Origin of the sequence: Shinella daejeonensis (assembly GCF_024281235.1) — a bacterium.
GTDB lineage: Bacteria > Pseudomonadota > Alphaproteobacteria > Rhizobiales > Rhizobiaceae > Shinella > Shinella daejeonensis.
The window spans coordinates 1,203,286-1,218,286 of record NZ_JAHWXY010000001.1; the positions used below are offsets into that span (position 1 = coordinate 1,203,286).

The window sequence follows — 15,001 nt, forward strand, 5'->3', positions numbered from 1 at the left end:
GTTACACCTTCAGGAAGAGGAGCGCTCGCAGGATCTCTGCGAAATCGGCGCTCTCGAAGGCGACCGCCCGTGGACCGTGCGCCGTTGCGCCGGGATACCATCCGGCCCGATAGGCATCGGTCGGATTGTTGAACTCGATCACCACCTCGTAACGTTCCGCCCGTTCGGGAAGGGCCCGCGTGAAATCGCCGGCCAGCGCCGCCGCGACACCTTCGCGGATCAGCCGGCGCGACCAGGCCGGCGCAAGCGAGGTCGAGGCGCGACCCTTGCCGTCGAGTGTCTCGACGGCCGCAAGCCCCGGAACCAGCCTGCGGGCTTCCGCGCAGATGCCGGCGTCACCGGCGAGGAACACCGACGGCACGCCGTAGCCCGCGGCGCAAAGCGCGTTGATCGTGAACTCCGAGGCGACCTCACCGTTCAAAAGCAGCCGCGATATGCGCAGGTTGGACGTATGGGCGAGCGGATTGGCCTCGCTGCCCGCCTTCGAATGATAGCCCGTATAGATCGCCGCGGCGAAACCGGCGTCGATGCCGAACATCATCTCGTCGGGATGACCGGACCAGCCCCGGACGATCCGGACATAATCCGGCAACCGGTCGAGGAGGAGGTTACGGCCGCTGTCGTGGGCATCCTTGATCACCACTTCGGTTGCTCCGGCGGCAAGGGCGCCCTCGCAGGCGGCGACCACCTCCCCGGTCATCAGCGCGCGGAATTCGGCCCAGTCCGCATGGCCGTGCTCGGCCTCGTCCCAATGGGCGATGCCGGCCGTGCCTTCGATATCGGCGGAAATGAAGACTTTCATGGCAGCGGGTTCTCCTTCAGCCAGTCGGCGAGAGCAGGATAGAGGCGACCGTTGCGCGCCGGCATGGCAGGCGCCGCGCAGAGCGCGTTCAGCACCGCCTCCTGCACGGTTTCCGCGGCAGCGCGAAAGGCCATGTCGATGAACCCGTCGGAAAGCCGGGCCTGCTGAAAGACCGCTGTCGCCGGCGCATGCTCGACCGGATCGGCAGTGGTGAAGCACAGGCAGATATCGCCGCTGCCATTGCCCCAGAAGGCCCCGAGCCGGGCAAGCCCGGCCCCGCCGCGCCTTGCGACGCGCTGCAACTGCCGGTCGCCGAGCGGAAGGTCCGTCGCCATCACCACGATGACCGAGCCCCGTTCGGGACTGGCGTCGGCACGCGGATCCGGCCGCCGGCCATCGGGAAGGACGAGATCGCCAGCACCGCCGAAATTGGCCAGCACCAGCGTGCCGAGCGTAAAATCATGTCCTTCCACGCGCATCCGCCGCGAGGCCGTTCCGATGCCGGCCTTGAAGCCGAAGGCCGTCATGCCGGATCCGGCGCCGACCGCCCCCTGCTCCACCGGCCCCGGCCGGGCGGCGTCGATCGCCGCGTCGGCGTCCGCCGCCGTCACCGCCATCGCCTGGATATCGTTGATCGCGCCGTCATTGCATTCGCAGACCAGCGGATTGACGGTGGAGGTCTTCCGCCCGATCGCCGGATTGGCGGCGATGGCCCGGCGGATCAGCGCATCCGTGCAGGCCGCCACGCCGAAGGTATTGGTCAGCAGGATCGGCGTTTCGATGGTGCCGAGTTCCGCCACCTGCATCAGGCCGGCCGATTTGCCGAAGCCGTTGATGATCTCGACGGCGGCGCGCGGTTTCAGCCGGAAGAGATCGCCCGGATGCGGCACCACCGCCGTCACCCCGGTAACGATGCCGTCGCCGCTGAGCGAACGATGACCGACCGCCACGCCCGGCACGTCGGTCACGGCGTTTTCCGGCCCCATCGCCAGCCGGCCTGGCGGGATGAGCCCAAGGTCACGCGCCGTCCTCCTCTTTTCCACCGGCTCCGTCACCGCATGTCCCCCGCCGCAAGGCCCGCCGCCTCCAGATAGAGCGCCAGAAGATGCCGGGTCAGGGGGCCGGGCCGGCCGTCGCCGATCACCCGGTCGCCGATCCGGACGACCGGCGACACCGGGTTGGAGGCGGACGTCTGGAACGCCTCCGCCGCCGCCTGCGCCTCCTCGGGTGTGAAGGCCCGTTCCTCGATCACGATCCCATGCGCCGCGCCAAGCCGCGCCAGCGCGCGCTGGGTGCATCCCGGCAGCGTCGCCTGCGACGGCGGGCGGGTCAGGATCCGTCCGTCGGCGGTGACGATATGCGCCGTTGCGGAAGCGCCTTCCGTCACCAGACCGTCCTCGACCAGCCAGACGTCGTCGAAGCCTTGCGCCCGCGCCGCCTGTTTCGCCATCACCTGCCCGAGCAGCATCGTGGTCTTGATGTCGCGGCGGCGCCAGCGCGGATCCGCGACGAGCCCCACCGAAATACCCTCGCGCTGCGCCTTCGTGCCCGTCAGCACCCTGGCCTGGGTGAAGCCGATGAGCGTCGACCGCATCCCGACGGGATAGAGGAAATCGCGGTCTGCCTCGCCCCGCGAGACCTGAAGATAGATCAAACCGTCGGTCAGGCCGTTACGAGCGAGAAGCACGGACTGGACGGTCTCGATCTCGCGCCGGGAAAGCGGCATCGGAATATCCAGCGCCCCCAGCGAGCGTTCGAGGCGGGCAAGGTGCAGATCGTTGTCGATCAGTTGCCCCCCGATCACCGCCGTCACCTCGTAGACGGCGTCTCCAAACAGGAAGCCGCGATCGAACAGGCTGATGCGCGCCTGCTTCTCGGGGACGAAACTCCCGTGCACATAGACGATCCTGTCCATCGGTTCCTCGCAAGCGTGTTTTCCTGGCGCGGAACATTGCTGCGGCTTGCGGCGGCTGACCAATTCAATTTGGGCAAAGGGTCATGCAAAAATCGCCTGACTCCTTATTTTACAAAGGCTTGGGCGGCAGACAGCGCGGGCGGGCGAGCTACCAGGTGATGAAGAACATGGCCTTCGCGAGGAAGACGATCAGCACCACATGGCCGAAGACGCTGAAATGGATGAGGCGGGAATGCCGCAGCCGCAATCGGCCACGGGCGGCCAATGTGACGGCGGTAACGAAATGCGCCAGCACGCTCAGCGCCAGAAGGATCTTGAGCGACAGGAGCGTGGCGAAGCTGGAGGAGAAGGGCTGCGCGAGATCGCCGCGATATTGCCAGGCCATGGCGATGCCGGCCCCATAGAGAACGGCGATCGCGAAGGGCATCAGCCGGCGTGCGCGACGGCCGATCGCCGCTTCCACCGGGCGCATGGCCTCCCGCCCGACCGGCCCGCGCACGGCTTCGAGAAACAGAACCTCGAAGAAGACGGTTCCGACGAACAGGATGGCCGCGAAAAGATGCAGCGTGACGAGAACGAAATGGCTCATGGGGAACCCCGCGCCGTGGAAACTCCACCTGTCCGTCGCCGGCCGGTGACCGCCCCCACGGCGAGAGACGGTCCCACCGCGTGGCGGCGGATTTTCACCCTATCCGGTGATGGCGCCTTCATCGGCGGGACGCGCCAGCGCCGCGAACTTGGCCAGCACGCCGCGCGTATAGCGCGGCGGCGGCGGCTCCCAGGCCGCGCGGCGACGGGCGATCTCCGCCGCGTCCACCTCAAGCTGCAACAGCAGCCGGTGCGCATCGATGGTGACGGTGTCGCCTTCCTCGACGAGGGCGATCGTGCCGCCGACATAGGCCTCCGGCGCGACATGGCCGACGACCATGCCCCAGGTGCCGCCGGAAAAGCGCCCGTCGGTGATGAGGCCGACGCTTTCGCCGAGGCCGCGACCAACGAGCGCCGAGGTCGGCGCCAGCATCTCCGGCATGCCCGGCCCGCCCCTTGGCCCGAGATAACGCAGCACCACCACGTCGCCGGGCCGGATACGGTCGGCAAGGATCGCCTCCATGGCGCTCTCCTCGTCGTCGAAGACCCGGGCCGGCCCGCTGATCACCGGGCTCTTCAGGCCGCTGATCTTGGCGACCGCGCCTTTTTCGGCGAGATTGCCCTTGAGGATGGCGAGATGGCCCTCGCGATAGATCGGTCGTGACATCGGCATGATGACATCCTGGTCGGCACGCGGCTCGGCCGGCACATCGGCCAGTTCCTCGCCGAGCGTGCGGCCGGTGATGGTCAGGCAATCGCCGTGGATCAGCCCCGCCGTCAGCAGGATCTTCAGCACCTGCGGCACGCCGCCGGCGGCATGCAGGTCGACCGCCATGTATCGTCCCGAAGGTTTCAGGTCGCACAGCACCGGCACCTTGCGGCGCATGCGTTCGAAGTCGTCAAGCGTCCAGTCGATTTCTGCCGCATGCGCGATGGCGAGATAATGAAGCACCGCGTTGGTCGAGCCGCCGAGCGCCATGATCAGCGCCACCGCGTTTTCGATCGACTTGCGGGTGATGATGTCGCTCGGGCGGATATTCCGCTTCACCGCCTCGACGAGCACACGGCCGGACTCCGCGGCGCTGTCGCGTTTTTCCTGATCCGGGTTCGCCATCGTCGAGGAATAGAGAAGCGACATGCCGAGCGCCTCGAAGGAGGAACTCATGGTGTTGGCGGTATACATGCCGCCGCAGGAACCGGTCGAGGGACAGGCGTTCTGCTCGATGCCCGTGAAATCCTCTTCGCTCATGGTGCCGGCCATGAAAGCGCCGACCGCCTCGAAAGCCGAGACGATGGACAGGTCCTCTCCCTTCCAGCGGCCCGGGCGGATGGTTCCGCCATAGACGTAGATCGCCGGGGCGTTGGCGCGCAGGATGCCGATCATGCCGCCGGGCATGTTCTTGTCGCAGCCGCCGATCACCAGAACGCCGTCCATCCATTGGCCCTGAACGGAAACCTCGACGCAATCGGCGATAACCTCGCGCGAGACGAGGGAATATTTCATGCCCTCCGTACCCATCGACATGCCGTCCGAGATGGTCGGCGTGCCGAAGACCTGCGGATTGGCGCCGGCCGCCTTGATGGCGTCGACGGCCGCATCGGCCAGTGGCTGGAGACCGGCATTGCAGGGCGTGATGGTGGAATGACCGTTGGCTATGCCGATCATCGGCTTGTCGAAGTCGGCTTTCTCATAGCCAAGCGCATAATACATGGCCCGGTTGGGCGACCGGGCTATTCCCTGGGTGATATGCTTTGAACGTTCGTTGAAGGGCATGGAAAACCTCGACTGCGGGCGGGGGCCGATCGGCCAGCCCTTCAAGACTACCCCCCGGACGGAAAAACACAAAGAGATTTGCCGCCTGCCGAGCCTCTTCCGACGGACGGGAACCACCTTCGAAAAGCGAGACACTTTTGCACGAACGCGAGGGAGGAAGGCCGTGGCCGATCGACGGCCCGCCGTGCTATGGAGAAGGGGCGACCCATAGTGTTCAGGAGCAACGCATGAAAATCAGCGCACGCAATCGCCTCGAGGGCAAGATTGTCGAAGTGACGAAAGGTGCCACCACCGCTCATGTCCGTATCGAAGTGGCGAACGGCGCGGTTGTCACGGCATCGATCACCAATGAGGCCGTCGACGAATTGGGACTGGCGGTCGGCGGACAGGCCTATGCCGTGGTCAAGGCGTCGGACGTCATGGTCGCGGTCGACTGACCGGTTGCCCGCTCACAAATCGCTTGCCGCGACATAGAGTGTGGCAAGCGCCTCCAGCCCCGCCTGATCCCCGGCGGTGAAGCGTCCTTGCGTCGGACTGTCGAGATCGAGCACGCCGAGAGCCGTGCCGTCGCGAAGAAGCGGCACCACCAGTTCCGAGCGCGAGGCCGCATCGCAGGCGATATGTCCCGTGAAGGCGTGGACGTCGGGCACCAGCAGGCTCCGCCGGCTGGCCACGGCATTGCCGCACACGCCCTTGCCGACCGGGATGCGCACGCAGGCGACCCTGCCCTGAAACGGTCCGAGCACCAGTTCGCCAGGGGATTTCAGGAAATAGAACCCCGCCCAGTTGATGTCGTCGAGCGCCTCGTAAATCAGGGCGGAAAGATTGGCGGCATTGGCGATGGCGTCCCGTTCGCCGGCAAGCAGGCCCTCGGCCTGAGCGAGAAGTTCGCGGTAGAAGCCGGGCTTGTCCACGGCCGCGATTTTTCGGATATCGTGCATTTGCAGGTCCTCGGAAGAACTGTCGTCAGGACGAGCGATAGACCCGTCGGCGGCTTCCGGCAAGAACGCGATCGCAACCGGCCCGTCACGATGCCTGCGCGGAGCCTCCGCCGGCGACGGCCCACCATTGCCTGATCGAGCCTTCGGCCGGCTGCAACCATTCCGCGTCCGGCGCAAAGCCCCGCCACGCCGCCGCATGCTTCGGGGAAACCGTCGTCAGCAGCGGCCTGCCTGCCGCCAGCGCGCGCTCGAAGGCCGGCCACAGCCCCTGTCGCATCGCTTCCAGCTTGCCGAACTTGCTGAGAATGACGACATCGGCCGTGGCGATGAGGGGAAGCACCTCGGCGCAGGCCGCCTCCACGCCACGACTGTCGAGATGGCAGCTCGTCCCCGCCGGAACCGCATCGAGCTGGATCGAAAACCGCTTTCCCGAGCCGATGACGCAAAGGAACCCCGCCGCACAGACGGCATCGCCATCCTCCTCGGCAAGCACGCCGGCGACTTTCACGCCCGCCATGCGCCAGGCCGTCGCCGCACGGGATAGCAACGCCTGGGAATCCGAGCCTTCACGATTGGCGATACGCCTATGGTTCTCTGTCGATCCATGATAACCGGCCTATAGCACGAAATGATCGGCCCGTCCCATCGAACCGGCTTGCGGGTTCAAACGGCCCGGCCGGGATCGATCGCATCGAAGAACTCCGTCAGGAAATCGGTTCCGGCAAGCGGCTCGCTGCCCGCCATGACCGCCATGGAAAAGCCCATGAGCGAGGAAGCGGCATTATGGGTCGTGACATCGGCGCGCAAATTCATGACCAGCGTCGGGCAGAGGAACAGCCCCAGCCGGACGACGCGCCGCCAGTCGACCGGCAACAGCGCCTGCCGGTCGAGTTCCTTCAGCAGCGGACGCCACATCTCCTCGGCCTTGACCTGGAGAAGGTCCCGCCGCACGGCGGTCGGCGACCACGAACTGGTGACCTCCAGCACACCGTCGCGCACCTGAGCCGTCGCATCGTAACGGTCGGCGGCGATGACCGGATCATAAAGCCAGAACGGATGCGCCAGAACATTGTGGAACGTCGTCTTCACTTCGGCGAGAAGCGTCGGAACATGCTCGCCGGCGAACGCCGGATCGAAGAAGGACAACGCCGCCCGGTCGCCGCCGTCGCTGAACCAGACATTCGCATTATGGGCGTCGCCATGGGCCGTGACGCCGCCGGCATCGGCCAGTCGCGCCGGTGCCAGCCGTTCATATGCCGCATCGAACAGGTCACCGACGCTGTCGCGATATTCGATGCCATTGATGCGGAAGCGCAGGCGGGAGAATTCCGGCCAGTCGAGCGTCACGCCGGGAAAGGCGAACGTTCGATCGACATAGAAGCTGCCGAACCGCCCACCGGGATAGGTCCCGTTTGCGGGATCGACCAGACGTTCGAAAAACAGGCGATGCACGGGTTCCGCCGCCACTTCGCCGGCCGTCACCGGATGCAGCGTCCGCAGATAGACCGCCAGAACCGCCCGGTTGAGGTCCCGCTCGGCGGCGACGGCCTTCGCCCGCAAGGCGGCGTCGTCTTCCATGTCGAGCACCCGCAGCACATCGGAAAAGCGCGGATCGCGACGCCGGCGATAGACGAGGATCTGCTCGCCGGGAAGGGCCGACATCAAAACCGGCTGATCGACGGGCAGGCCCGCCTTCGCGAGGATATCGGCGCGATAATATTCGCCGCTCATCGCCTCCTCGCCCTCCTCCTGATGGAACTTGAAGAAGAATTCGCCATCGGCCGTATCGAAGAAGCCGTTGAGGGAATTGAGGCTGTACTGATCGTGGTTGATCTTCAGATCGCTTGCCTCGATCCGGAAAAGGTCCCGCAGCAGGTCCTTCAGAAGCCGTTCGGCGCTTCCGTCGCCATTTTTTGAACGTCGCCGGATCTCGGCGGTCCGGCTGGATACGACTGTCATGCTGTTCTCCCGAAACCGGAAAGAGGTTGTCTGCGCCTTGGCGGTTCCGGTTTTCACAAGAACCGGCAGAACCGCTCACTCTCTTTGTCCTAGCCGCATTTCCGGGCGCAAAACCGCTTCACACTTTTGCTGGAAATGCTTCAGTTCTTTGTTCTAGCCGCATTTCCGGACGCAAAACCGTTTCACACTTTTGCTGGAAATGCTCTATCCGCTAAATTCGACGATCGACTTGAGTTTGGCGGATTCTCCCCTGAGCAGGCGATCATAGGTTGCCGGAACGTCGTCCAGGCTGGCGATCGGCTCGCACAATTGCTCCAGCGCCGGCGACAGTTCGGGCAGGAGCGAGACCGCCTCCGCAAGCTCGTCGGTGAACGCATGGCAGCCGAGCAGGCCGGTCTCGCGCTCCACGAGAAGGTTGGGATCGAGGTCGAGGCGGCCATGGCTGATGCCGACCAGCGCGAGAAAGCCGCCGCCCGCCAGAAGGTTCAGCGCCGCCTCGATGGCCTGGACGCTGCCGGTCGCATCGATGGCGAACCGCAGGCGTCGCCCGGACAAGGCGGCCTCGACGGCACCGCCCGTCAGATTCACCGGCGCTCCCCCCGTCACCGTCCCGATCAGGTGCAGCCGCTCCTTGTTGAGGTCGGCAAGCAAGAGGGGGCCGTCGTGCATGCGGGAAAGGGCGAGCGCACAGAGCCCTCCGATGGTTCCGCAACCGACGATCAGCACCGGCTCTCCGCGGGGAAGCGCCAGACGGCGCACCGCATGCAAGGCGACGGCCAGCGGCTCGGCCATGGCCGCGACACGCGCGCCGACGGAAGGCGAATGGCGAAGGAGCAGCCGCGCCGGAAGCTGGACCTCTTCGGCAAAACCGCCATCGCAAACCTCGCCGACGAAGCCGAGTTTTTCACAGATGTTCGCCCGTCCGCTCGTGCAGGCCGGGCAGGCGCCGCAGCAGACGCGGGAATCGACAGCGACGGTGTCGCCGACATGGAGGCCGGAGACATCGTCCCCGACAGCGACGATCGTGCCGCAGAATTCATGGCCGGCAACCGACGGGCGCCGGGTGATCCACTGGCCGGTCCGATAGTTGTGCAGGTCCGAGCCGCAGATCCCCGCCGCCCGCACCTTCAGGTTCACGAACCCCGGCGGCGGCGCGGACGGAGGATCCACATCCTCCACCCTCAGGTCCAGCGGATCGTATAATCTGACCGCGCGCATCGGCTCAGCCCTTTTTCCCGAGGTATTGCTCGCGAACCGGCGAAACGGCGTGAGCGTGAGAGGAAAATCCCTCGTAGACCGCCAGCCTGTGCGCATGGGCCGCGAACTGCGGATAGGCCGACTTCGTGACATAACCGATGGAACTGCGCTTCACGAAGTCGGTGACCGACAGCGGCCCATAGGTGCGCGCCCAGCGGCTGGTGGGAAGAACGGCGTTCGGCCCCAGCGCGAAATTGGCGATGCTGACCGGCGTATGCGGCCCCATCAGGATTTCCGCCGCCTCGGTGATATGGCCGAGATGGGCGAAAGGATCCTCCGACAGGATTTCCAGATGCTCCGGCGCATAGGCATTGACGAAGGCGTAGCTTTCCTCGATCGACCCCGTGAGAACGATGCCGCCGCACGGGCCTGACAGAACCGCCGAGGAAAAGGCGACGCGCTGCTCGCTCATCCGGGCCCAGTGCTCCGGCAGCGCCGCCAGCGCTTCCTCGGCGACCCGCCGGCTGTGCGTCACCAGATAGGCCGAGGAATCCGGGCCATGCTCGGCCTCGATCAGGAGGTCGAGCGCGGCGAGCCCGCCGTGGACGGTGTCATCGGCGAAGATGACCGCTTCGGAGGGGCCGGCGGGCAGGCCCGTATCGATGATGCCGGCCAGTTCGCGCTTGGCCGCGACGACCCACGGGCTGCCCGGACCGACGATCTTCAGGGCCTGCCCGATCGTTTCGGTTCCATAGGCGACGGCGGCGACCGCCTGCGCGCCGCCGACCTTGTAGACCGTCTCCACACCGGCAAGCCGGGCGGCCACCAGGGTGGCGGCATCGACGGAGCCGTCGGGAGCAGGCGGCGTGACGATGGCGAGATTGGGCACGCCCGCCACCACGGCGGGAACGGAGGTCATCATCGTCACCGAGGGAAAGGAGCCCTTGCCGCGCGGGACATAGAGGGCCACCGAGGAAATCGGCGTGAACCGGTCTCCTGCAAACGCCCCGGGGCGGATTTCCTTCAGCCACATGGCTTCCGGCTTCTGTTCCTCATGAAAGCTGCGGATGTTGGCGATGCTGAACTCGATGGCCTCAACGACCTCGCGCTCCACCTTTCCGAAGGCCTCGTCGAACTCCGCCGGGGTGACCTTGAGGTTCTTTTCGGTGACATCCGCCTTGTCGAGATCGCGGCCGAAACGCGCGACAGCCGCGTCGCCTTCGGTCCTCACCGCCTCGATGATCGGCCGGACCTTCTCGATGAAGCCGGAAATATCGGTTTCCGAACGCCGCAGGAGCGCCGCTTTTTCCGCTGCGCTCAACGTGCTGTATTCATGGAAGGAGACATGGGTCATTTTCTTATCCCTCGGTGGTTCCGACGCCCGGCGTCACTTTGATTTCAGGAAGATGTCGAGCCCGACAAGCCGGTCCAGAAGCGCGATCACGATTCCCGCGCTGACGATGAAGACGACCGAAACGGCGGCCAGATCGGGGGTGATGATCGACCGGATGTTGTTGTAGATCTGGACCGGCAGCGTGACGTTTCGCGCGTCGACCAGCAGCATGCTCACCAGGAATTCGTTGAGCGCGAGAATGAACATCAGCAGGGAGCCGGTAATGACCCCCGGCATCACCGCCGGCAGCGTCACATAGAGGAACGTCTGAAGCGGCGGGGCGCCGCAATTGGCGGCGGCCAGTTCCAGGTCGGGGTTGAGGTTGCTGGCGCTGGCCGTCACCGCCCAGATCATGAACGGAATGTTGATGACGCTGCACGCCACGCCGACCGGCCAGAGCTGTCCGGCCAGTCCCATCTCCCCGAAGAACAGCATCATGCCGATACCCTGGCTGATCAGCGGGATGGTGAACGGCAGAAGCAGGTAGATCTGGATCGAGTTGGCGAACCGGATCTTGTATTTCGTCAGGGCGATCGCTGCCAGCGTTCCGACCGGGATCGAGATCGCCGTGCAGATCGTCGCCACATAGAGGGAGCGCAGGAAGGCCTGCCGCAGCCCCGCCGCGCCGAAGATGGTGCCGTACCATTTCAGGGAAAGACCTTCCGGCGGGAACGTGATGATGTTTCCAGCCGTGAAGGAGGCGCCCAGAACGACGATGGTCGGCGCCGACAGGATGACGATCGAGGCGATGACGAATGTCCAGATGATGATCGACTTCGAGCGGCTGCCGGTCATTTGCGCGCTCCCTTGATCGCCAGCGATCCGGTTCCAAACAGCCGGAATATGATGCCGACCAGAATGGAACCGGCGATGACCAGCAGGATGGAAAGCGCCGATCCCAGCCCCTGGTCGGACGTGCGGAAGAACTGGTCGTAGATGACGTTCGACATGAAGTCCTGCGACCCGCCGCCGAGCATCGCCGGAATGGCGAAATTGGTGAGCGACAGCGTCATGACCACCAGCCCGCCGGCGACGAGGCCGGGCCTGGCGAGCGGCAGCACCACATGGCGGAAGGTCCTGATCCAGTTGGCGCCGAGCGAATTCGCCGCCGCCTCGAGCTCCTCGGGTATCGCCGTCAGGGCCGGGGCGATCATCAGCACCGCGAAGGGAAGCATATATTGCACGAGGCCGAATATGACGGCCGAATAATTGTAGAGCAGCCGCACGGACGACAGGCCGAAAAGGCCGAGGAACTCGTTCACCAGTCCCTGGTTGCCCAGGATGATCAGCCAGCCGTAGGCGCGCACCACCTCGCCGATGAAGAACGGGAAGAACAGGGCGACGAGCAGGAATTTCCGCAGAGCGGGACTTTGCGTGCGCACCATCAGATAGGCGTAGGGCACCGCCACGACGAGCGTTATCGCCGTCACGATGAAGGAGGCGATGAAGCTTCTGGTGGCCACCGACTGGAAGAAATTCTCCGTCAGCGCCCGGCGATAATTGTCCAGCGTGTAGAAGTCGGACATCAGGAAGGTGTTGGTGTCGAGCACCCGGAAGCTGGAATCGAGCATCTCGACGAGACCGGCGATGAGGATCGCGACGAGCAGGACGACCGGCACCAGCATCGCATGGGGCAACCCCTTCGTGAACCGCCGGGGCCAGGCTGTCTCGACAACGCGTTCAAGAACATCCAGCACTCTCCAGTGCCACGGGTAGGCGGAACGGGGCGGTTTCATCTGGCATTCCTTCGTCGTTGATCCGCGCACGCCCCCAAATCCCGTCGGCGGACGCTGCATCCATGCGTTTCGGGGCGCCGCCGGGACGAAAAAGTCCCTTCCGCCGGTCAGGACGTCCGGCGGCGCTTGCCCGATCGCTCAGGCCCCGTCGTCGGCATCCCGCGGCCCGGCGACGGGCCGCGGGAATGCAGGTCATCCTTGCATGATTTCCTTGAATTTCGAGAACCAGACGCTCTCGTTTTCCACCTGCACCTTGGAGGAGATCCGGATCAGATGCTTGAAATCCTCCTCCGTGGTCGGATAGGCCGGATCGTTCACCAGATCCTCGGGCGGGGTCAGGCCCGGCACCACGCCCGGCAATCCGAGACCGTCGAGCCAGACCTGCTGGGCCTGCTTGGTCAGGGCATGGTTGATATATTGCTTGGCCCAGTAGAGTTCGTTCTCCGGCAGGCCCTTCGGAATCCACAGGCCGTCGGTATCGAATTTCGCGCCTTCCTCGGGCACCACCCAGTCAAGCTCGATGCCGTTCTTCTTGGCTTCGCGAACGTTGGTCGAGATGGTGCAGGCCGCATCGATCTCGCCCTTCTGGAACCAGGTGGTGAAATCCGGGTCCTCGCCGAGCAGCGGCTGCTGCTGCTTGACCTTCGCGATGAAGTCCCAGGCCGGCTGCATGTTGCCCGGAATATCCTCGAGCGTGCCGCCGCCGGCGACCTGCGCGGGGAAATGGAAGCCGATGCCGTCGTTGTAAAGGGCGATGCGGCCCTTCAGCTTCGGATCGAGCAGGTCCTTCCAGGACGTCGGCGGGCCGTCCGGGAAGGCCGACGGGCGATAGGCCAGCACATAGACATAGCCGTAGGTATTGACGATCGGATAGCCGTCGAGACCGACCGGCTTGGCAAGATCGGTCGTGTCCTTGAGGTTCGGCAGATCCGAAAGATCCTCGGTCACGCCGCGCAGCGCCGACTTCGTGGCGTTGGTGGTGGTGTCCCAGTTGACATGGATGGGCGGCATGCGATTTTGCGCGACGGCCGCCCAGATCTTCGGCTGAATCTCGTTGTCCTCGGTCAGATCGTGACGGATGGCGATGCCGGTCAACTCGGTGAAGCTGTCGGAGACGCCCGCCTTGAGGCTGTCGACCCAGCTGCCGCCCCAGGCGCGGACAATGATCTCGGCCGGCTTTTCCGGCTCCTGCGCGAAGGCGCGCGCGGCGCCCAGCGGAGACAGGGCGACCGTCGCCCCGGCGGCGGCGATCGATCCCAGCACCGAACGGCGTCGAAGCGGAATGGAGAGAAATTTCTCGTCTGACATTGTGTTCTCCTCTCTTGAGCAATCATTCTCTAAAAGACATGCATATCTTTCGAATTCCAGCCAAGCTGAATGCGCGCACCCGGCTGGAATTGCGTATGAGCGGCGGGATCGTGATCGAAAACCCGAAGCGATGCTTCGGCAAGCTGCGGCACCGTGATCTCGTAGACGATCCTTTCGCCTTCGAAGATCGTGTCGGCGATGACCCCTTCGACGACGATTTCAAACCTGTCCGGCGTTTCACCGCCCGTCACGATACGGATCTGCTCGGCCCGGATCGCGGCCGAACACTGCGCCCCCTCCGCCAGTTGCGGCGCCGAGCCGCCGGCGATCCCGCGCAAATCCTTGCCGCCGCTGCGGAACGCCACGACCCCGCCGTCGACGCCCGTCACGATACCATGCACGAAATTGGTGACGCCGATAAAATTGGCGACGAAGGCGTTTTCCGGCTTCCGGTAGGCGAGGATCGGCTGGGCTTTCTGCTGGATCACCCCGTCGTTCATCACGATGACCTCATCCGACACCACCAGAGCCTCGCGCTGGTCGTGCGTCACATTGATGGTGGTGACCCCGAGTTCCTTCTGGATACGGCGGAATTCGAGCTGCATTTCCTCCCGCAACTTCACATCCAGAGCGGCGAGCGGTTCGTCGAGCAGAAGAAGGTCCGGTTCGAAGACCAGGGCTCTCGCGATGGCGACGCGCTGTTGCTGCCCGCCCGAAAGCGCGTCGATCCGCCGGCCGCCGTATCCGCCGAGCTTCACCAGATCGAGATAGCGCTCCACCTGGTCGGCGATCGTCCGGGCGTCGCGCCGGCGCATCTTGAGCGGGAAGGCGATATTCTGGGCGGCGGTCATATGCGGAAAGAGCGCCAGCCTCTGGAACACCATGCCGATGGCCCGGCGATGGGCGGGAACGGCGTTCACCGGCTCTCCATTGATGAAGATTTCGCCGGTCGTCGGCTCTCCGAACCCGGCGATGAGACGCAGCAAAGTGGTCTTGCCCGACCCCGAAGGCCCCAGAATCGTCAGGAACTTTCCCTTCGGAAGATCGAAGGACGCATCTTTGACGGCATCGAAATCACCGTATCGCATCCCGACGTTGCGCACCGAAACGGCGATGGTCGGATCGGCGTCTGCGGGCTCGCGATCAACGGACGAAAGAGTCATCAAGATCCCCCTGGCCTTTCATTTCCCGGAACATCCGGTCCCGGTTCGCGCCCGGCCGACGCCCCCATCCACCGGCGTCAATACAGTTATGATGTATAGACATATACATGTCGAAGCGTCACTCTTTCTTGGGCATTTGCCGCAGGTGCGCAAGTATCGCGCAAGTGCAAAACGCCCGCCTCAGGCAATATCCACCATCTATATGCGCCGCCATCGCCCATTCCC

General features: G+C 64.9%; 15 protein-coding genes. 1 reads left to right on the forward strand and 14 read right to left on the reverse strand.

Going from position 1 to position 15,001, the window contains the following annotated elements; translation table 11 throughout:
* Window position 1: 1 nt before the first annotated feature.
* From KYK29_RS05785 to ilvD, 5 genes are all read right to left on the reverse strand, one after another.
* The gene (locus KYK29_RS05785) at window positions 2-802 is read right to left on the reverse strand and encodes a M55 family metallopeptidase (protein WP_254689880.1); all 801 of its coding nucleotides are present in this window, start codon (window positions 800-802) and stop codon (window positions 2-4) included.
* Window positions 799-1,788, reverse strand: a complete 990-nt coding sequence (locus KYK29_RS05790; RefSeq protein ID WP_254690092.1) for a DmpA family aminopeptidase — start codon at window positions 1,786-1,788, stop codon at window positions 799-801. The genes KYK29_RS05785 and KYK29_RS05790 overlap by 4 nt, the downstream gene beginning before the upstream one ends.
* Before the next feature lie 65 nt (window positions 1,789-1,853).
* Window positions 1,854-2,717 carry a D-amino-acid transaminase gene (locus tag KYK29_RS05795; protein ID WP_254689881.1) on the reverse strand — a complete coding sequence of 288 codons (864 nt, stop codon included), beginning with the start codon at window positions 2,715-2,717 and terminating at the stop codon, window positions 1,854-1,856.
* Between the two features lie 148 nt (window positions 2,718-2,865).
* Window positions 2,866-3,306 carry a CopD family copper resistance protein gene (locus KYK29_RS05800; protein WP_254689882.1) on the reverse strand — a complete coding sequence of 147 codons (441 nt, stop codon included), beginning with the start codon at window positions 3,304-3,306 and terminating at the stop codon, window positions 2,866-2,868.
* A 99-nt stretch (window positions 3,307-3,405) separates the two neighbouring features.
* Complete coding sequence (gene ilvD / locus KYK29_RS05805; RefSeq protein ID WP_254689883.1) at window positions 3,406-5,079, reverse strand: dihydroxy-acid dehydratase; 1,674 nt, start codon at window positions 5,077-5,079, stop codon at window positions 3,406-3,408.
* Window positions 5,080-5,306: 227 nt separating this feature from the next.
* Here ilvD and KYK29_RS05810 point away from each other — a divergent pair, with 227 nt between their 5' ends.
* Window positions 5,307-5,516: a TOBE domain-containing protein gene (locus tag KYK29_RS05810; protein WP_254689884.1), complete on the forward strand. Its 210-nt coding sequence runs from the start codon at window positions 5,307-5,309 to the stop codon at window positions 5,514-5,516.
* A 12-nt stretch (window positions 5,517-5,528) separates the two neighbouring features.
* Here KYK29_RS05810 and KYK29_RS05815 read toward each other — a convergent pair whose 3' ends face one another.
* From KYK29_RS05815 to KYK29_RS05855, 9 genes are all read right to left on the reverse strand, one after another.
* Window positions 5,529-6,020: a GAF domain-containing protein gene (locus KYK29_RS05815; RefSeq protein ID WP_254689885.1), complete on the reverse strand. Its 492-nt coding sequence runs from the start codon at window positions 6,018-6,020 to the stop codon at window positions 5,529-5,531.
* 85 nt (window positions 6,021-6,105) lie between these two features.
* Complete coding sequence (locus tag KYK29_RS05820; RefSeq protein ID WP_254690093.1) at window positions 6,106-6,600, reverse strand: DUF2478 domain-containing protein; 495 nt, start codon at window positions 6,598-6,600, stop codon at window positions 6,106-6,108.
* Between the two features lie 83 nt (window positions 6,601-6,683).
* Entirely contained in the window at window positions 6,684-7,979 is a 1,296-nt protein-coding gene (locus KYK29_RS05825) for a phosphotransferase (RefSeq protein ID WP_254689886.1), read from the reverse strand.
* A 204-nt stretch (window positions 7,980-8,183) separates the two neighbouring features.
* Entirely contained in the window at window positions 8,184-9,197 is a 1,014-nt protein-coding gene (locus KYK29_RS05830) for a zinc-dependent alcohol dehydrogenase (protein ID WP_254689887.1), read from the reverse strand.
* 4 nt (window positions 9,198-9,201) lie between these two features.
* Window positions 9,202-10,530 (reverse strand): histidinol dehydrogenase, encoded by a 1,329-nt coding sequence (hisD, locus tag KYK29_RS05835; protein WP_254689888.1) that lies wholly within the window; start codon window positions 10,528-10,530, stop codon window positions 9,202-9,204.
* Window positions 10,531-10,563: 33 nt separating this feature from the next.
* Entirely contained in the window at window positions 10,564-11,364 is an 801-nt protein-coding gene (locus KYK29_RS05840) for an ABC transporter permease (protein WP_254689889.1), read from the reverse strand.
* Window positions 11,361-12,305, reverse strand: coding sequence for an ABC transporter permease (locus KYK29_RS05845; protein ID WP_254689890.1), 945 nt, complete (start codon window positions 12,303-12,305; stop codon window positions 11,361-11,363). Before KYK29_RS05845 ends, KYK29_RS05840 begins: the two co-directional genes overlap by 4 nt.
* A 192-nt stretch (window positions 12,306-12,497) precedes the next feature.
* Complete coding sequence (locus KYK29_RS05850; protein WP_254689891.1) at window positions 12,498-13,613, reverse strand: ABC transporter substrate-binding protein; 1,116 nt, start codon at window positions 13,611-13,613, stop codon at window positions 12,498-12,500.
* 29 nt (window positions 13,614-13,642) lie between these two features.
* The gene (locus tag KYK29_RS05855) at window positions 13,643-14,776 is read right to left on the reverse strand and encodes an ABC transporter ATP-binding protein (protein ID WP_254689892.1); all 1,134 of its coding nucleotides are present in this window, start codon (window positions 14,774-14,776) and stop codon (window positions 13,643-13,645) included.
* Between the last annotated feature and the right edge of the window lie 225 nt (window positions 14,777-15,001).